The organism is Pontibacter sp. LHS2 (assembly GCF_058932845.1).
Map to the genome: position 1 here is coordinate 153,210 of NZ_JBZYWG010000005.1, position 18,077 is coordinate 171,286.

Consider the following 18,077-nt stretch of genomic DNA (forward strand, 5'->3'; position numbering starts at 1 on the left):
TGTCCTTCTGGTTTAGCTTTTGGCTGCTACGGCCTCTGCAGCCAGTACAGCCTCTTCTGCGCTGTGGTCATTGTGCACGATCAAGCCGTCTTTGAGCCGGATGACGCGGTGCGTCTGGGCTGCAATATCGTTCTCGTGCGTCACGATCACCACGGTCATCCCTTTGCTGTTGACATCCTTGAAAATGTCCATCACATCGTAAGAGGTCTGCGTGTCAAGGGCGCCTGTTGGCTCGTCGGCCAGGATTAATTTGGGTTGCGAAATAAGCGCTCTGGCAATAGCGACACGTTGTTTCTGTCCGCCTGACATTTCATTGGGGGAGTGCTCTGCCCAGTCTTTCAGGCCCACCATGTCGAGGTACTCCAGTGCCAGTTTGTTGCGCTGTTTGCGACCCACGTTCTGGTAATAGAGCGGTAAGGCCACGTTTTCCATCGCATTCTTGAAAGAGAGCAAGTTGAAGGACTGAAATACAAAGCCTAGAAACTTGTTGCGGTAGTAAGCCGCTTTCGCTGCCGATAAATTGCGGATAGGTGTGCCCGCTAAGGTATAGCTGCCGCTGTCGTAATCGTCGAGAATACCGAGGATGTTGAGCAAAGTGGATTTGCCGGAGCCCGAAGAGCCCATGATCGACACCAGCTCACCTTCTTCTATGTGCATATTAATGCCTTTGAGCACATGCAGTTTGTTGTGCCCCACCGCATAGTATTTGTGTATATTTTCCAACTGTATCATAGGCAGCAGACAAAAATGGTGGCAAATAAATTACAAGTAATTGCTTTGCAAAGTGCTCTATATAGCGTTAAGTTTTCTGAATCTTATACCTACAGCGACATTATATCGATTGATAGGTATAGTTTATCTATCAACCAATTACAGTACACCAGACAAGCTCCAGTTACCTAAGGTCTTATTTAAGTTAAAACGAAACTCAATACACGACTATTTTGCCGTGCTCATCATAAAGATGAAAAAGAGGGAAGGCAGGTTGCCTGGGGTATCGTAAATATTTTGCTTACCAGGCGCACTTTCCGTAGAAAAGCTATGCGATACTCGGATATATCCGCCCCTATCCTCTTCCATCCACTCAAACATCACCTGGGTTATATTCGGGAGTTTATAAAGACTTGTACTAATGCGGAAGATGCGTATCTGGTAGCACTGCTCAAAACGATAGGCAGCTCACAGCTCGACCTATACCTGGGTGAGCTTCCTGCACAGGAGATTGCCCACGAAACAATCCTATACCTGCAAAAGCATCAGATCCTGGAGCCAGAAGCATACCAGATCTACCTATCCGGCAGCGATGATGCAGATTATGGATTGGTGACACTATCTGACACGAGCCAGTGGGTGCTGCGATGGGGCGTCATGAAAGGAAGGCATGTGCACCTGCACCCGGCAAGGTATAGCCAGTATACGATCAGAGTGAAGGCTAATACTCTCAAAACCGCCATCGCAGCCAGCATTGTGGCATTGCGTAAGCAGCCACCACCAGACCTATCACTGATCAACCAGGTGCGCGCACAATGGCTGGAGCTAGCGCCTATACCTACTTATTCACCTGAAGAAGGCTTGGGAAAGATGTTCAACCTACTGCAGCAGTGACCGCTTATCCTGCTACTCTCTCCTATTGGCATTTTCGATCAATTCCATAAAATTATCCTTAAAGGTGTCGCCAACAGGTATAACGGCATCGCCTATAAAGATCCGGTTCCGCTCAATGGAGTCAATTTTATCAAGTGAGATGATATAAGACTTGTGCACCCGTACAAACTGCTGCGCAGGCAACTGCTCCTGCATCTTTTTGATGTTCCGGAGTGATAAGATACGCTCGTGGCGGGTATAGATGGACACGTAGTTTTGCAGCCCCTCCACATACAGAATGTCATCCAGTCTCACCTTCACGATCTTGTATTCCGTCTTCACAAAGATAAAACTTCGGCTACTTGTCTCCGGAGCTCTTTCCTCTGACTGAGCCGGAGGCATAGTAGTGATAGATGGGATACTAGCCTCCAGCTGCTGCCGTGCCTTCTGTGCTGCTTTGTAAAACCTATCAAAAGCAATCGGCTTGAGCAGGTAGTCCACCACGTTGTGCTCATAACCCTCCAGTGCATACTCGGTGTAGGCAGTTGTCAGGATAACCCGGCACTTGTCACCGATGATTTTCATAACCTGTATACCTGTCAACTCAGGCATTTGGATGTCCAAAAAGATCAGGTCTATTTGTTCCCGTTCTATTCGCTTCAATGCCTCCAAAGCGCTGGTGGTGCTGGCCACTAGTTCTAAAAAGTCGATCTTCCGAATATAATCTGTCAGGATGTCCAGCGCCAGCGGCTTGTCATCTACCACAAGGCAGCGTATTGTTTTCATTTGGTTGTTCATGTCAGGCTTAGTACGGTGCGGCAGGTATAGCTTGGTGCTGGTTTGGTTGAATTGATTTCATGGCATTTAATTGCAGTGCCAGTTCCACTTCAAAGGTAGACGGCTCGTCTGTAATCTCCAGGGTATAGCAATCAGGGTATAACAGCTCCAGCCGGCGCCGTACATTCACCAGCCCTATACCTCCTGTTCTGTCTTTCTGGTCATTGTTCTTCCAGTTAAGCACCCCGAATAACAAGGTATCACCTTCTACAGCTAAATTGATGTGGATCGGATGGTTTGGATCATCGCACACACCGTGTTTAAAGGCATTCTCCACAAAAGCGATCAGCACCAGCGGCGATATCAGCTTTTGGTCAATAGCTCCCTCTTTCTCAAACTCAATAAAAGCCTGGCCTTTCAAACCGATGCGCTGCAGGTCTATCACATCCTCCAAGTATGCTACCTCCTTCGAGAGCAGCACTTTGTCTGCCTCGCTTTCGCGTAGCATGTAGCGCAGCAGCGCCGAAAGTTTGAGCAATGCCTCTGGCGCCTGATCAGATTTCTGGTAGGTGAGTGAGTAAATGTCGTTGATGGTATTAAAAAGGAAATGCGGATTGATCTGTGATTTCAGAAAGGCCAGCTCTGTTGCCATTTTTGCTTTCTCCAGTTCCTTTTTCTCTTCCTGTGTTTTAAAGTAATCCACTACATACCCATAGGCTATACCTAATAAGATGTACATAAGACTGCCTCTCAGCACACTCTGAAAGATCCAAATCATGGTGATTTCCCGTCCATAGGTAGCCCAATTAAAGTACTTCAACAGGATAACCTCCAGCAGATAGTGTACCGGTGTAAAAACCACCAGCAAGGTCAACACACTGAGCGCATAAATTCCATACCTGCCTTTGCCAAAAAAACGAGGTACCAGTACCAAGGCATTCAGGTAAAACAGTGCTGCCGTCAATAGCGTGCGCACAAAGTCAACGGCTGTGGTTTTGTAAAGTGACGCCAGAGTATACTGGGCATCATAAAAGTAGTAGTACTGGAAACCGTAAACCGCGTCTTTGAAGAAATCGAAAAACCAGAACAGACAATGAAACAGGATGATCTTCTTCTTATTCATCCCTAAAAATAAATGAATTGAACAGAACATCGCAGGTAAAATACAGCAACTGCCCAATTTACTTTACCAACCGCTCTACCTCGTGTAACAAGCCGTATATGTAGTGAAAGACCGGTTCGTCAATTGATATAGGCAGTTGCTGTATTACTGCCGTTGCCTTCACTCAGGAGCCAGTATGTTTGTATCAGTTATATGAAACAAGCAAACTGATATAAAACGAAACTTTAGCTCCATGAAAAAGCCGCTCACCCTCCTTCTTGTTTTCCTTGCCTTAGCACAGCTTTCCTTTGCACAGGCATTGCCCGACTCCATCCAGACATACGTGGTGCAGGTGTTGGACATCATGAAAAAGAACTCCCTGAAAAAGCACACGACAGACTGGGAAACGCTTTATGCCAAAACACTGGAAGATGCGAAGGCCGCTACGTCAATAAGAGCCACCTATCCGGTTATAGAAAAAGCGCTGCAACGGTTGGGTGACGGGCACAGTGGCTTGTATGGCGCCGAAGTGATTAAGATATTATCGAAGTACAGCTACGAGGAGGCCACTTCTCAGAAATTGCCTATGCCATCGGGGCGCATGGTGGAGGGGAAATACGCCATGATCGTTATTCCGGGCTTCGCCGCTTTTCTTAATGAAGAACAACTTGCCTTCACAGACTCCCTGCAAATCATCATTAAAAGCCTGGATGCCCAGAAGCCGAAAGGATGGATTATAGATCTGCGCAGAAACCAAGGAGGCAATTTTGAACCCACCATGGCAGGCTTACTCCCGATTTTAGGCGATGGCAACTGGATAGGTTATACCGATGCGGATGGTAACCTTAGACACGAAACTTACAAAAACGGCACTATCACAGGTTTGACAGATAGCTTGGAATACACAATTGCGAAACCTTATAAAGTAAAGAAACGCAACTTGCCTGTTGCAGTACTGGTGAGCAAATCCACTAGCTCTTCGGGAGAGTTTGCAGCTATCACCTTTATCGGCAGACAACGTACCAAGCTAATCGGCACCAGCACACTGGGCCTTACGACCAGCAATCAGCCCTTTGTTTTGTCTGACGGCGCCTGGCTGAACCTGACCACTACAAAAGCCACTGACCGGAACGGCAAGGTATACGGTAAGAGCATCACCCCTGATATTGAGCTTAGCCTGACTGATAACGAAAAGGAAAACAACGCACTATACCTGGAGGCAGCAATCAAACATCTCAAAAACGCCAGAAAATAAGAAAGGCCGCCCCTAGGGGTGGCCTTTCTTATTTAACAACTAGTTATTCACCAGGTCAGCTCTTGATACTTTGCGGTTGTTCACCTGTGTATACTTAAAGTCTTCATCCCCATTAAACTCAGTTCTTTGAAAGTCCAGATTGTTACCCACTTTGGTATATTTGAAGTTGGCCAAACCTCTGAAGTTCGCTTGTCTGAAGTTGGCATCCTGACTGAACTTCGTGTACTTGAAGTTTGCCTCTCTCCTGAAAGTAGCACGGTTAAAGCTGGCAGTCTGTGGGAAGTTGGCGTATTTGAAATTGGCTTCTTCTTCAAACTTCGCATTGCTGTAGTCAGCTGATTGCGAAAACTTACTATACTTGAAGTTTGCCTCGTTTCGGAAACGGCTGCCTGCAAACGATACGTCGTCTTTAAATTTAGAGTATTTAAATGCACTATACCCTTCAAACACACAGTTCTCAAAGCGCACCGCCTTATCGAAGTTAGCATTGAATACCTCGTTTTTTCTGTTGAATAGCTTTAAGTCCTGATTGTCAGAGTTGTAGTAAGCCAGTACATCATCTTTAAAAGTACAGTCAATAAAGGTTAGTGGCACTTTCACAGTACTCAGATACTCTTTCGTGCTGTACTTATCGTCAGATTTTTTCTCGATGCGCATATTATCCAGCGTTGTCAGATCCAGCACACCCACAATCAAAGCATTCTTGTAAGTGACGGCTTCACCACGGTTTATCTTGTCGATGATTTCGGAGGCGTTTACACGTGTTTGTGCTTGCGTCAGGAAAGGAACAACTAACAGAAAAAGGAGTAGGAATGATTTTTTCATGGTCTAAGGTATAATTAGTGGTTTGAAAATCAGCTTATACCCCTAAGATGAAACAGGCAGGAGGATGGTTGCCTGACAAAATAATTATTCATCCAAAAGTTGCACGATGGTGCGTGCCACGATCCAGAAAATCAAAAATACGAACAGGAAAACTGCGCCAAAGGTAAGTACTCGTTCTACAAGGCTGGAGCAGAGCAATTGACAGGTATAACTCGCTACCAGAAATGGAAGCAGAATGCCGAGCCCAAGCAAAATTTTAAAAGCTTTGTCGAAGGACTGCTGCGGCTTGTTCATGGCTGTACCTGGTTTAATTTTTCATGTTTTAATACAACGTAAAATCCATATTGAGAGTTATCATCCCTATATAGTGATAAAGCAAAACAGCATCACCCCTTGCGGAATGATGCTGTTTTGGACTGATAAATGATTCCAAATTAGATATGCAAAGCGCGGTTTTCAGTCGCTGCCAGACAAGCCTCTTTGATAGCTTCTGTATAAGTTGGGTGCGCATGGCTCATGCGGGAAATATCCTCAGCCGAAGCACGGAACTCCATCGCCACTACTGCCTCTGCAATCAGGTCAGCGATACGCGGACCGATCATGTGCATACCCAGGATCTCATCAGTTTCTTTATCAGCGAGCACCTTTACAAAGCCATCAGTGTCCATTGATGCCTTGGCACGGCCCGACGCTTTGAATGGGAATGAACCGGTTTTGTAAGCACGGCCCTGCTCTTTCAGCTGCTCTTCGGTAAAGCCTACGCCTGCCACTTCCGGCCAGGTATACACCACACCTGGAATCAGGTTGTAGTTAATGTGCGGCTTCTGACCTACTATGGTCTCGGCCACAAACACGCCTTCTTCCTCGGCTTTGTGCGCTAGCATAGCGCCACGCACCACGTCACCGATCGCGTAGATGCCCGGCACGTTGGTTTCCAGGTGATCGTTCACGGCAATCATACCGCGCTCACCCATCTGCACACCAGCGTTCTCCAAGCCCAGTCCTTCGGTATATGGCTTACGACCAACTGACACCAGCACGTAGTCACCGTCAAACGTCACTGTCTCACCTTTAGGGTTCTCAGCTGTCACAGTCACTGTTTCGCCCTCGTTGGTAGCGCCGGTCACTTTGTGGTTGAAGAAGAACTCGAAGCCGAGTGTTTTCTTCAGCACACGCTGCAGTTCTTTGCCGAGCGCACGGTCCATCGTCGGGATGATGGCATCCATGTACTCGATCACCTGCACTTTCGTACCAAGGCGGGCATACACAGAACCCAGCTCCAGACCGATCACACCGCCACCGATCACGATCATTTTCTTAGGAACCTCCGTCAGCGACAAAGCTTCTGTAGAAGTAATGATGCGCTTCTTGTCGATTGGCAGGAATGGCAGCGCAGTAGGCTTAGAACCTGTCGCGATGATGGTTTTCTCTGTCTCGATCTGCTGCTCCTGACCGTCTATACCTGCGATCTTGATCGTGTTTTTGTTCACGAACGAACCCAGACCATAGTACGTGTCGATTTTGTTCTTTTTCATCAGGAAAGCGATGCCGTCGTTGTTCGACTTCACTACTTCGCCCTTCCGCTTGATCATCTGCTGGATATTCACCTGCAGATCATTCAGTTCGATGCCGTGCTCCTTAAAGGTATGCGCCGCATTGTGATAATGCTCTGATGAATCAAGGAGTGCTTTAGAAGGTATACAGCCCACGTTGAGGCAAGTACCGCCCAGCACATTATACTTCTCTATAATAGCGGTTTTCAAGCCCAGCTGTGCGCAGCGTATAGCTGCTACATACCCGCCAGGACCAGAACCGATTACTGTAACGTCGTATTTCATCTTTCTATACTTTGAAGAGAGGTATACTCTCGTTTGTATTTGATTTCTTTTAATATGGGACGAGCGTCTTTGCTCGAGTCTATTATGGGTGGGCCTCTGGCCTACCAAGCTTATAATTCAGGTATAGCCAAATGGGCCGGAGGCCCCACTATATAAGTCACGAGCGAGGACGCTCGCGCCATAATGCAATTATAATAACATAAAAAGGAGGAGCAAACCTTTTCGCTTACCCCTCCTTCCTTATATCAATAAATTAAACGCCTAACAGCAATCTCATCGGATCTTCGAGAAGTTCTTTCACTCGAACCAGGAAGCTTACTGACTCGCGGCCATCGATGATGCGGTGGTCGTAAGACAGGGCCAGGTACATCATTGGGCGAATCTCTACTTGACCGTTTACAGCAACCGGACGCTGCACGATGTTGTGCATACCCAGGATAGCTGACTGCGGCGCGTTGATGATCGGCGTTGACATCATAGAACCGAACACACCACCGTTGGTGATCGTGAAGGTACCGCCAGTCATCTCTTCGATTGAAAGTTTCCCGTCGCGTGCCTTCTTGGCCAGACGGATCACTTCTTTCTCGATGCCATCCAGCGTCAGCTGCTCTGCGTTGCGGATAACCGGAACAACCAGACCTTTTGGTGACGAAACTGCAATGGAAATATCGCAGAAATCATTGAAGATCATGTCATTTCCGTCAATCTGAGCATTAACAGCCGGCCACTCCTGCAGGGCTACAGTACAAGCCTTCGTGAAGAAGGACATAAAACCAAGACCTACCTCGTGCTTCTCTTTGAACTTGTCTTTGTACTTGGCGCGGATGTCCATGATCGGCTTCATGTCTACCTCATTGAAAGTAGTCAGCATAGCCGTTTCATTTTTCACCTGCACCAGTCGGCGGGCAACTGTCTTACGAAGTGAGCTCATTTTCTCACGACGCTGGTTTCGATCGCCGGTAGCAGCCGGAGCAGCAGCTTCTTGCTTTGCAGCAGGAGCCGGAGCGGCAGTTGGTTGTGCAGCTGATTTCTGAGCACCCATCGCATCTTCTTTTGTAATGCGACCGTCGCGGCCTGTACCTTGCACATCAGCTGGGTTGATGCCTTTCTCAGAAAGGATCTTGCCAGCAGCTGGCGATGGCGTACCGGATGCATAAGTCTGTGCGCCAGATGGAGCAGCGGCAGCTGGCTGTGAAGCCTGCTGTGCGGCCGGAGCGCTCGGCTGAGCGGCTGGTTTAGAAGCGCCTGCACCAGTACCTGCCACGATGCGGCAAAGCAGGCCACCGATCTCTACGGTATCGCCTTGCTGCGCTACGATCTGCAGTGTACCGGCAGCCTCGGCTGGCAACTCAAACGTCGCCTTATCAGACTCCAGTTCGGCGATTACCTCGTCCATTTCTACGTGGTCACCTTCGTTCTTCAACCAGCTGGCGATCGTCACTTCTGTGATAGATTCGCCTACGGTTGGTACGCGCATTTCTACTGTTTCGCCAGTGCCTTGTGCAGCGGCAGGAGCAGACTCCTGTGCAGCCGGGGCAGCGGTTTCTTCTTTGGCGGCAGGGGCAGCTGGTGCGCCACCGGCCTCACCGTTTTGCTCGATGCGGCAGATCGTGGCGCCCACATCAATGGTATCGCCTTCCTGCGCAACGATGCGTAAAATGCCTGCGGCTTCTGCGGGCAGTTCAAAGGTGGCTTTGTCAGATTCCAGCTCAGCAATCACCTCGTCCATCTCCACACGGTCGCCGTCTTTTTTTAGCCACTGGGCTATGGTTACCTCGGTGATCGACTCACCTACAGCAGGCACTTTAACTTCTAAGCTCATATTTTTTTATAAATTATGAATTACGAATTATGACTTACGAACGAGCAGGTATAATAGACTAAATCAGTCGAGTTAATCCCCCTATACCTGCTCATTAAATTATATCGCAAACGCGCGTTCAACCAGCTCCTGTTGCTCTTTGCCGTGGATCTTGTTGTAACCGGTTGCAGGTGACGCACTTGGCTTACGTGCCACTACATCTTCAATGCCATTGCGCATGATGCGCAGGATATACATCCAGCCACCCATGTTCTCCGGCTCTTCCTGTACCCAGTATACCTTGGCGTTCTTGTATTTTTTCAATTCAGCTTCCAACTGCACTTTCGGGAATGGCGCCAGCTGCTCCATACGGATCAGGGCTACATCTTTGCGCTTGTTCTTCTGCTGCTCTTCCAACAGGTCGAAGTATACCTTGCCAGTGCACAGTAACACTTTCTTCACTGACTTAGCAGAAGCGTAGTTATCACCGATCACTTCTCTGAAACCACCTTTGGTGAATTCCTCTACAGGAGAAACCACGTTCGGGTGACGCAGCAATGACTTAGGCGCCATGTTGATGGCCGGCTTGCGGAATGGCAGGGCCAGCTGACGACGCAGGAAGTGGAAGAAGTTGGCAGGCGTTGTGATATTGGTCACAAACATGTTATTCTCGGCTGCCAGCTGCAGGAAGCGCTCAGGACGGGCGTTGGAGTGTTCCGGTCCCTGACCTTCGTAGCCGTGCGGCAACAGCATCACCACACCGTTCATACGCTGCCACTTAGACTCTGTAGCGGCGATGAACTGGTCGATCATTACCTGTGCACCATTGGCGAAGTCACCAAACTGTGCTTCCCAGATTACAAGTGCATTCGGGTTAGCCATGGCATAGCCAAACTCAAAACCCAGCACACCATATTCTGATAGCAGAGAGTTGTAGATCTCAAGCTTTACCTGGTCTTCCTGGATGTAGTTCAGGTTAGAGTAAGGAGCACTGGTGTTAGCGTCGCGCAGCACAGCGTGACGGTGCGAGAAGGTACCGCGCTGCACATCCTGTCCGCTTAAGCGTACTACTCTGCCCTCAGCCAGGATGGAACCGTAAGCTAGCAATTCGGCGGCAGCCCAGTTCAACTGACGAGTTTCGAAGAACATTTCCTTACGCTCTTTCAACAGCTTCTCAATCTGCTTGAGCGGCTTGAAGCCTTGCGGCACGTTTGAAAGTGCTGTACCTACTTTCTGGATTACTTCCTCTGATATACCTGTTTCAGGCGATTGATTAAAATCTTCCGGCTTGGAACGGCGCAGCTCTTTCCACTCTTTCTCCAGTGACTGGTAGTTATATGGAAGCGGCTTTTGCTTCACCATATCCAAACGGTCCTGCAGCATCTGGCGGAACTCCTTGTCCATTGTCTTCGCCAGTTCTGCATTAATATCTCCTTTGCTGATTAACTCTTTGTTGTATACCTCACGTGGGTTCGGATGCTTCGAGATCAGGTTATAGAGATGCGGCTGTGTGAACTTCGGTTCGTCTGCCTCGTTATGGCCATGACGACGGTAGCATACCATGTCAATAAAGATGTCATTGCCAAACTTCTGACGGTACTCCGTGGCCAGACGTACGGCAAATACTACCGCTTCCGGGTTATCGCCATTCACGTGCAGCACTGGTGCATCAATGATTTTGGCAACATCAGTAGAGTAGATGGAAGAACGTGCGTCTTCAAAGTCAGTTGTAAAACCTACCTGGTTGTTGATCACAAAGTGGATGGTACCGCCTGTCTGGTAGCCTGTCAGCTTCGCCATTTGAGTCACTTCATACACGATGCCCTGACCCGCAACAGCTGCGTCACCATGGATCAGGATCGGCACGATCTGCTTCGGATCGCGGTCGTACATGCAGTCGATCTTGGCACGTACAAAACCTTCCACTACTGGGTTCACCGCCTCTAAGTGCGATGGGTTTGGTGCCAGTTTCAGGTTTACTTTATTGCCAGATGGGGTATCCACTTCAGAGGAGAAGCCCATGTGGTATTTCACGTCACCGTCTCCCATGGTCAGGTCTGGCGTAGCCGTACCTTCAAACTCAGAGAAGATCTGCTCATAGGTTTTGCCCATGATGTTGGCCAGCACGTTCAAACGGCCACGGTGCGCCATGCCAATCACCACTTCCTTCGCACCTAGCTCAGAAGCTTTGTCGATGATGGCATCCAGCGCAGGTATAGTCGTTTCGCCACCTTCCAGTGAGAAACGCTTCTGACCCAAGAATTTTGTGTGCAGGAAGTTCTCAAATACAACCGCCTCGTTCAGTTTAGAAAGAATGCGCTTCTTGTATTCAATACCCGGGTTGAAGTTCAAAGACTCGTTCTCGATCTTATTCTGCAACCAGGACAGTACTTCCGGATCACGGATGTACATGTACTCGTAACCGATCGGGCCTTCGTATATTTTCTGAACTGCTGCTACTATATCGCGCAGCTTAGCAGGTCCTATACCAATAATTTCACCTACCTGGAAAACCGTACCCAGGTCAGCCTCTGATAAACCAAAATCTTTCAGGTCCAGCAGTGCCTTGCGGTCTTTACGCTCACGAACCGGGTTTGTCTTAGAGCGCAAGTGTCCGCGGCTGCGATAGGCGTATATAAAGTTGCGTACTGCGACTTCTTTATCGGACTCACCTGCAGCTGTGGCTTTGGCAGGGGCAACAGCTGGAGCTTCCGCTGTTTCGTGGCCATTCTCAGTGTAAGCAGTTGAGAATTCATAGCCTTCGAAGAATTTGCGCCATCCAAAATCAACGGATTCAGGATCCTGCTGATAAGCTTTATACAGCTCATCAATGTAGGCTCCGTGCGCATTGGCGATATAGGTATATTTATCCATAACTAATGTTTACGGCTGTGTGTAAAGGCAAAGTTAAGAGTATTTATAAGAAATCAAACTTTATACATTCGCATAAGCAAATACACCTAACAATCAGCATCATACATTACATTGTAACATTTATATAGTAGGATTGTATTTCCTTGCTTGCGGCACTTCTTGTGGCTATACCTTGTTAAAGGCTAGAATCTACACATCTGTTACGATTGGCAGCCCGCAGAAAAGCTAAAAGGTATAAGAAGACAGCACCCAACAAACCTCTGACTGCTCAGGAAAAAGTGAGCCGGTACATGCGTGCTAATAAGAGCCGCGATACAAAGCCTGAACTCTTATTGCGTCGCGCACTATGGCAGAATGATTTGCGTGGCTATCGCATCCATTGGCGCAAAGCCCCCGGCAAGCCTGACATCTGCTACCCGTCCCGTCGACTCGCCATTTTTGTGCACGGCTGCTTCTGGCACCGCTGTCCTTACTGCCAACCTGCTTTTCCCAAGTCAAACCTACGATTCTGGGAAGATAAGTTTACAAATAATCTGTTGCGTGACGAGCGGAACAAAACACTCTATCGGGAAGCGGGCTGGCAGCGGGTAGTTATAAGGGAGTGCCAACTGTATCAGGATCTTTCTTCGTGCCTGAGTCTGATTAAAACCTTGCATCAAGGCGTTCCTGCCAGCTGGGAAATAGCCGCTTGATCAAAATACAGGCGGCCGTAACTATAGGCTTGAATAAAAGTATTATCTTCAGTAACTCAACATACTTACACCACCCTATGAAGAAAGATTTGATTGGTTTGGCTTTGCTCAGCCTATTGACTTACAGCTGTAATGAGAATTCCAGAGAGATAGCAGACAGCGATGAACGCACCGCTGTTGCCAGTGATACGACTGGCTTACTTGCTGCCCAACAGAGCATCAACGCGAACGACCTCTTGCAACACATTCGTGTGCTGGCATCAGATGAATTTGAAGGCCGCAGCCCCGGTACCGTTGGCGAAGATTCTACTGTCAACTACCTTACCCGTGAGTTTAAGAAACTAGGCTTACAGCCCGGCAATCCGGATGGCACCTTTGTGCAGAACGTTCCTATGTTTGGCTTTACAGCACAGCCTAAGGCAAACTTTACAGCTGGCGGCAAAACTATCAACCTGTCTTTCCCTGACGACTATGTAGCTGTATCACGCCGGTTTGTGCAGGATGTAAACGTAACCAACTCTGATCTGGTGTTTGTAGGCTACGGCATCGTGGCACCTGAGTACGGTTGGGATGATTATAAAGGCTTAGATGTAAAAGGCAAGACCATCGTCATGCTCATCAATGATCCGCCTATACCTAGTACAGGTAATCCTGAGCAGTTGGATAGCACTATGTTTGGTGGAAAGGCCATGACCTATTATGGTCGCTGGACCTATAAGTACGAGATAGCGGCAGAGAAAGGCGCTGCCGCCGCTATTATCATTCACGAAACCGGACCGGCTGGCTACCCTTATGAAGTAGTATCGGGAAGCTGGAGCCGTGAGAACTTTGACATTAGCAATTCAGGCAAGAACATGGACCGTGTAGCGGTGGAGTCCTGGATAACGGAAGATAAGGCACGCGAACTCTTCAATGCTTCCGGTAATAACTTTGAAAAGCTGAAGAATGCGGCTGCTCAGAAGGGCTTTAAACCAGTTCCCCTGAATGCGAAAGCCAACTTCACGATCAAGAACCAGTTGCGCGAGATCGAGTCTCGCAATGTGGTCGCTAAGCTGGAAGGTGCAGATCCGAAACTGAAAGATGAGTATGTGGTATACACGGCCCATTGGGACCACCTGGGCAAGGATGAGAAACTACAGGGCGACCAGATCTATAACGGTGCCATGGACAATGCCAGTGGCACAGCTGGACTGATTGAACTGGCCAAAGCTTTCACAGAACTACCCGAAAAGCCCAAACGCTCGATTTTGTTTTTGGCTGTTACCGCTGAAGAAAAAGGATTGCTTGGGTCTAAGTATTATGCATCTAACCCGTTATACCCGTTGAACAAAACACTGGCTAACATCAACATGGATGTGCTCAACCCTTATCACCCTACTGAGGATGTGATCGTGATCGGGTATGGCAACTCTGACCTCGAAGATGTGCTGGCAGAAGAGGCTCGCACGCAGAATCGTCGCATCGTGCCGGAGGCGTCTCCTGAGAAAGGCTCTTTTTATCGTTCTGATCATTTTGAGTTTGCCAAGCAAGGTGTGCCTGCATTATATGCCAAATCAGGTATAGTCGCCCGCGATCAGCCAGCCGACTTCATTACCAAAAAACAAGAGCAGTATACAGCCGAACATTATCATAAGGTGGGCGATGAGGTATACGATGACTGGAACCTGGACGGTGCTGTTGAAGACTTACAGCTTTACTTTAGAGTGGGGTATCGCGTAGCAAATGGTGACACATACCCGAAGTGGCGTGAAAAGTCCGAATTCAGAGCGAAAAGAGAGAAGTCTCTATCTAATAGCAAATAGTAGGACCCAATCTTTCACAAAAATAGGAGCCTTCCCGGAAAACTGAGAAGGCTCTTTTTTGATTCTATCCTTAGTGTTCGGATAAACTGGCAATTCACCAGCCTCACCCATGGCTAAAATAAATAATATCCTATTTTATAATCAAGCTCTCATAATAGACCTCAAACTATGTATTCTATAAACTGCTCTCTTAACCCCCGAAAAACATCCATTTACAGTATATTGAGGAGCATTCGCAGGTATTTGTACAAAAAAATATAATCTCTGGGGTTACCTTTCCGTATAAACCGAATAAATAAGTACAAATTTACTTGTTTAACAAAACTTGAATATCATGAAAAAGACAATAAAATTTGCATTTGCTGCATTCGCTTTCTTTGCTTTCACGGCCTGTGGTTCTGATAACAACACCGCAACTGAAACTGACCGCATAGACGAGGTAGAAACCTCTGACATCGATATGGATGCAGATATGGACATGGAAGCTGATACTACTACTGTTATGGATACAACCGTAAATGATGGTGTAGCGGACGATATTCCGGAAGAAAGACCTATACAGTAGCATACATAAATACATTAGTTTAAAAAGCCCTCTTCCAGTGTAATGGAAGGGGGCTTTTTTATGCTATACCTGTAAAAGAAAAATAGTACACGGCGTATGGATATGGCTTAATACTTGTTTAAATTTAGCCAATGGAAAAATTATCTTTAGAAGAGGACGGTGTAACAATTGTACTGGTAGCGTCTGATGCTGACTTGCGTCAGGCTGTCGAGCGATTAGAGCAGTGCCGTGAACTGGCCGTTGACCTTGAGTTTGATCAAAACCGCTATACCTATGGCTTCAACCTTTGCCTGATCCAGATTGCTGACGGCAAAGGCACTTGCTTTATTATTGATCCATTCTACATTGATGATCTGAAGCCGTTTTACCAACTAATGGAAAACCCTGCTATCACAAAGATCATTCACCACTCCAATAACGACATTCTGTTGCTTGATAAGATGGGCTGTTCCTTGAAAGGTATAGTCGATACAGATGTAGCCGCTAAAATTCTTAATTACGAGCGCTCTTCACTTGCAACGGTACTGAAGGAAGAGTTCGGAAAAGAGATAGATAAGTCTCAGCAATCCAGTAATTGGAACAAGCGCCCTCTTACTGAAGATCAGCTTCGCTACGCAGCAATTGATGTTATTTACCTGCATGAGATCAAAGCGAAGCTACTTCAGGAAATCGAGAAGCTAGACCGTATGCACTGGCTCGAAGAAGAGGACTATCTGTTAGAGCAACTGAAGTATACGGAATCAGAAAACCCGCACCTCCGGCTAAAACATTCCTACCGCCTTAACTATTACCAGCAGTATCTCCTGAAAAACCTCTATACCTTCAGAGAGAACTTAGCTAAGCAATTCAACAAGCCTGCTCACTTTGTCATTCCCAATGATGCCTTGGTTGAGCTAGCTAATAACCCTAACACGGATCTGCACGAATGGCTTAACCATACACGAGGTATACATGGCAACCTGAAGAAACCAAAGAATGAGCGCATGTTAGAGGAAGCGCTGCACGAGGCTAAAGAAGCAGCCAAGGCAAATCATATCAGCCATGATTATCCGGAGCATCGTTTTCATAGACCAATGCGGACTCCTGAAACAGAACGCCGCAAGGAGCTATTGACGGAGGTGCAGAAAGAAATCATCAAGCGGTATGGAGAATATGTTTCTAAGCTCATCATCAACCAAAGCCTGATTACCGATTACAGCCAGAACGGCAAACTACGCTGCACCAAAAAGTACGCCACCGACATTGTGCTGGCCGTTGCGCAGGACCTAGGTATAGAAATACCTGTTGTAACTGCTCCACAGCAGACAGGCGAATAAAAATTTGTCTTTAAGAACACATCATAAGCATGGATACAGTAAGGATTGAACACGACTTTCTGGGAGAAAAAGAAATCCCTCATGAAGTTTACTATGGAATTCAAACATCGCGCGCACTCGAGAACTTTCACATAACAGGTACACCTATCTCGAAAGAGCCTCTGTTTATAAAAGCTTTTGCTTACGTAAAAAAAGCAGCGGCACTAGCGAACCACAAATGCGGCGTACTAAGCAAAGAAGTAACAGATGCGATCGTTTATGCCAGTGACAGATTGATCGCTGGAGAGTATCTGGATCAGTTCGTAACTGACATGATACAAGGAGGTGCAGGCACGTCCGTAAACATGAACGTGAATGAAGTGATTGCTAATGTTGGCTTAGAGTATATGGGTCACCAGAAAGGAATGTACAACTTCCTTCACCCCAATAACCATGTGAATTGCTCACAGTCTACAAACGACGCTTACCCTACTGCTTTCAGACTGGCACTTTACTGGAAAATACAGGCCTTCATCGAAAGTCTGGAAGCTTTACAGCAAGCCTTTGGACGGAAGGCAGATGAGTTTAAAGAAGTACTGAAAATGGGACGTACCCAATTGCAGGATGCTGTACCAATGACCTTAGGAGCAGAGTTTCATGGCTTTTCGACTACAATCAGAGAAGATATACAGCGTCTGCACGAAGTCAAGCTGCTAATCTGTGAGATTAACATGGGGGCTACGGCTATCGGTACTTCTATCAACGCACCGCAGGGTTATCCTCAGATGGTAACAGATATTCTGAAGGAGATTTCGGGTGTGCCAGTTGTGCTTGCAGAAGACCTGATCGAAGCTACTTGCGATACAGGAGCTTATGTACAGGTTTCTGGTGTCATGAAGCGCTGCGCCATCAAAGTGTCTAAAATTTGCAATGACTTGCGTTTGTTATCATCTGGCCCACGAGCAGGCTTAAATGAAATTAACCTCCCGCGCATGCAACCAGGATCTTCTATTATGCCAGGCAAAGTGAATCCTGTGATACCCGAGGTAGTTAATCAAACTGCTTACTATGTGATAGGAGCAGATATGACAGTAACGATGGCTGCGGAAGCTGGTCAGTTACAACTCAATGTCATGGAGCCAGTGATAGCGTACAGTTTATTTAATTCTCTGACTTTCCTGGAGAATGCATGCTATACCTTGCAAAGCAAGTGCGTTGATGGCATTACGGCCAACGAAGAGATTTGCCGCAATATGGTTATGAACAGCATAGGCATTGTGACTTCACTCAACCCGATCTTAGGATATGAAGAGTCAGCCTCCATCGCTAAAGAAGCATTAGCAACAGGAAAGTCTATTCATGAGATAACAGTGTTAGAGCGTAAATTGATCACTCAGGCTAAGTGGGATGAAATTTTTTCCATGGAGAACCTGATCAATCCGAAGTTCATCAATATATAGTCTACAGAGTAATCAATAAAAAAGGGGCTGCATTTGATCAAATGCAGCCCCTTTTTTATTGTCTGGTGTTGTAGCGACGAAAATAATAGGAAATAAAGCTTATAAAACTTTTAACATCCCATAACTAAGTACTTCAATTCAGTTTAAGTTATACCTATAAGTATGTGGGTAAGAATCACAACAATTTTAACAGATACCTTCGCTTTG

General features: G+C 47.1%; 15 protein-coding genes. 7 read left to right on the forward strand and 8 right to left on the reverse strand.

Annotated features, from left to right (window positions below):
• Positions 1–12 precede the first annotated feature (12 nt).
• On the reverse strand, positions 13–732 hold the full coding sequence (locus AC5FX6_RS20865; RefSeq protein ID WP_493598897.1) for an ABC transporter ATP-binding protein: 720 nt from the start codon (positions 730–732) through the stop codon (positions 13–15).
• Positions 733–1,041: 309 nt separating this feature from the next.
• Here AC5FX6_RS20865 and AC5FX6_RS20870 point away from each other — a divergent pair, with 309 nt between their 5' ends.
• Entirely contained in the window at positions 1,042–1,605 is a 564-nt protein-coding gene (locus AC5FX6_RS20870; protein ID WP_493598898.1) for a hypothetical protein, read from the forward strand.
• Positions 1,606–1,617: 12 nt separating this feature from the next.
• On the opposite strand, the gene AC5FX6_RS20875 is transcribed toward AC5FX6_RS20870, so the two are convergent.
• Both AC5FX6_RS20875 and AC5FX6_RS20880 read right to left on the reverse strand, forming a co-directional pair.
• On the reverse strand, positions 1,618–2,370 hold the full coding sequence (locus AC5FX6_RS20875) for a LytR/AlgR family response regulator transcription factor (RefSeq protein ID WP_493598899.1): 753 nt from the start codon (positions 2,368–2,370) through the stop codon (positions 1,618–1,620).
• Positions 2,371–2,389: 19 nt separating this feature from the next.
• Positions 2,390–3,484 carry a sensor histidine kinase gene (locus tag AC5FX6_RS20880; RefSeq protein ID WP_493598900.1) on the reverse strand — a complete coding sequence of 365 codons (1,095 nt, stop codon included), beginning with the start codon at positions 3,482–3,484 and terminating at the stop codon, positions 2,390–2,392.
• Positions 3,485–3,716: 232 nt separating this feature from the next.
• On the opposite strand from AC5FX6_RS20880, the gene AC5FX6_RS20885 reads away from it, so the two are divergent.
• Positions 3,717–4,718: a S41 family peptidase gene (locus tag AC5FX6_RS20885; RefSeq protein ID WP_493598901.1), complete on the forward strand. Its 1,002-nt coding sequence runs from the start codon at positions 3,717–3,719 to the stop codon at positions 4,716–4,718.
• 39 nt (positions 4,719–4,757) lie between these two features.
• On the opposite strand, the gene AC5FX6_RS20890 is transcribed toward AC5FX6_RS20885, so the two are convergent.
• The 5 genes from AC5FX6_RS20890 to AC5FX6_RS20910 all read right to left on the reverse strand — a co-directional run bounded on the left by AC5FX6_RS20890 (position 4,758) and on the right by AC5FX6_RS20910 (position 12,056).
• Complete coding sequence (locus AC5FX6_RS20890; protein ID WP_493598902.1) at positions 4,758–5,543, reverse strand: pentapeptide repeat-containing protein; 786 nt, start codon at positions 5,541–5,543, stop codon at positions 4,758–4,760.
• Between the two features lie 84 nt (positions 5,544–5,627).
• On the reverse strand, positions 5,628–5,837 hold the full coding sequence (locus AC5FX6_RS20895; RefSeq protein ID WP_493598903.1) for a hypothetical protein: 210 nt from the start codon (positions 5,835–5,837) through the stop codon (positions 5,628–5,630).
• A 140-nt stretch (positions 5,838–5,977) separates the two neighbouring features.
• Positions 5,978–7,381 carry a dihydrolipoyl dehydrogenase gene (lpdA, locus tag AC5FX6_RS20900; RefSeq protein WP_493598904.1) on the reverse strand — a complete coding sequence of 468 codons (1,404 nt, stop codon included), beginning with the start codon at positions 7,379–7,381 and terminating at the stop codon, positions 5,978–5,980.
• Between the two features lie 253 nt (positions 7,382–7,634).
• Entirely contained in the window at positions 7,635–9,203 is a 1,569-nt protein-coding gene (odhB, locus tag AC5FX6_RS20905) for a 2-oxoglutarate dehydrogenase complex dihydrolipoyllysine-residue succinyltransferase (protein WP_493598905.1), read from the reverse strand.
• A gap of 99 nt (positions 9,204–9,302) precedes the next feature.
• On the reverse strand, positions 9,303–12,056 hold the full coding sequence (locus tag AC5FX6_RS20910) for a 2-oxoglutarate dehydrogenase E1 component (protein WP_493598906.1): 2,754 nt from the start codon (positions 12,054–12,056) through the stop codon (positions 9,303–9,305).
• A 206-nt stretch (positions 12,057–12,262) separates the two neighbouring features.
• On the opposite strand from AC5FX6_RS20910, the gene AC5FX6_RS20915 reads away from it, so the two are divergent.
• The 5 genes from AC5FX6_RS20915 (at position 12,263) to aspA (ending at position 17,870) form a co-directional block, all read left to right on the forward strand.
• Complete coding sequence (locus tag AC5FX6_RS20915; protein WP_493598907.1) at positions 12,263–12,748, forward strand: very short patch repair endonuclease; 486 nt, start codon at positions 12,263–12,265, stop codon at positions 12,746–12,748.
• Between the two features lie 77 nt (positions 12,749–12,825).
• Positions 12,826–14,550, forward strand: coding sequence for a M28 family metallopeptidase (locus AC5FX6_RS20920; protein WP_493598908.1), 1,725 nt, complete (start codon positions 12,826–12,828; stop codon positions 14,548–14,550).
• 334 nt (positions 14,551–14,884) lie between these two features.
• On the forward strand, positions 14,885–15,115 hold the full coding sequence (locus AC5FX6_RS20925) for a hypothetical protein (RefSeq protein WP_493598909.1): 231 nt from the start codon (positions 14,885–14,887) through the stop codon (positions 15,113–15,115).
• A 131-nt stretch (positions 15,116–15,246) separates the two neighbouring features.
• The gene (locus tag AC5FX6_RS20930; protein ID WP_493598910.1) at positions 15,247–16,431 is read left to right on the forward strand and encodes a ribonuclease D; all 1,185 of its coding nucleotides are present in this window, start codon (positions 15,247–15,249) and stop codon (positions 16,429–16,431) included.
• 29 nt (positions 16,432–16,460) lie between these two features.
• Positions 16,461–17,870 (forward strand): aspartate ammonia-lyase, encoded by a 1,410-nt coding sequence (aspA, locus tag AC5FX6_RS20935; RefSeq protein WP_493598911.1) that lies wholly within the window; start codon positions 16,461–16,463, stop codon positions 17,868–17,870.
• The last annotated feature ends 207 nt before the right edge of the window (positions 17,871–18,077 follow it).

Excerpts from the sequence above, each read along its gene's own strand:
- AC5FX6_RS20865 (WP_493598897.1), bottom strand. The coding sequence starts at position 732 with ATGATACAGTTGGAAAATATACACAAATACTATGCGGTGGGGCACAAC.
- AC5FX6_RS20870 (WP_493598898.1), top strand. The coding sequence starts at position 1,042 with ATGCGATACTCGGATATATCCGCCCCTATCCTCTTCCATCCACTCAAA.
- AC5FX6_RS20875 (WP_493598899.1), bottom strand. The coding sequence starts at position 2,370 with ATGAAAACAATACGCTGCCTTGTGGTAGATGACAAGCCGCTGGCGCTG.
- AC5FX6_RS20880 (WP_493598900.1), bottom strand. The coding sequence starts at position 3,484 with ATGAATAAGAAGAAGATCATCCTGTTTCATTGTCTGTTCTGGTTTTTC.
- AC5FX6_RS20885 (WP_493598901.1), top strand. The coding sequence starts at position 3,717 with ATGAAAAAGCCGCTCACCCTCCTTCTTGTTTTCCTTGCCTTAGCACAG.
- AC5FX6_RS20890 (WP_493598902.1), bottom strand. The coding sequence starts at position 5,543 with ATGAAAAAATCATTCCTACTCCTTTTTCTGTTAGTTGTTCCTTTCCTG.
- AC5FX6_RS20895 (WP_493598903.1), bottom strand. The coding sequence starts at position 5,837 with ATGAACAAGCCGCAGCAGTCCTTCGACAAAGCTTTTAAAATTTTGCTT.
- lpdA (WP_493598904.1), bottom strand. The coding sequence starts at position 7,381 with ATGAAATACGACGTTACAGTAATCGGTTCTGGTCCTGGCGGGTATGTA.
- odhB (WP_493598905.1), bottom strand. The coding sequence starts at position 9,203 with ATGAGCTTAGAAGTTAAAGTGCCTGCTGTAGGTGAGTCGATCACCGAG.
- AC5FX6_RS20910 (WP_493598906.1), bottom strand. The coding sequence starts at position 12,056 with ATGGATAAATATACCTATATCGCCAATGCGCACGGAGCCTACATTGAT.
- AC5FX6_RS20920 (WP_493598908.1), top strand. The coding sequence starts at position 12,826 with ATGAAGAAAGATTTGATTGGTTTGGCTTTGCTCAGCCTATTGACTTAC.
- AC5FX6_RS20925 (WP_493598909.1), top strand. The coding sequence starts at position 14,885 with ATGAAAAAGACAATAAAATTTGCATTTGCTGCATTCGCTTTCTTTGCT.
- AC5FX6_RS20930 (WP_493598910.1), top strand. The coding sequence starts at position 15,247 with ATGGAAAAATTATCTTTAGAAGAGGACGGTGTAACAATTGTACTGGTA.
- aspA (WP_493598911.1), top strand. The coding sequence starts at position 16,461 with ATGGATACAGTAAGGATTGAACACGACTTTCTGGGAGAAAAAGAAATC.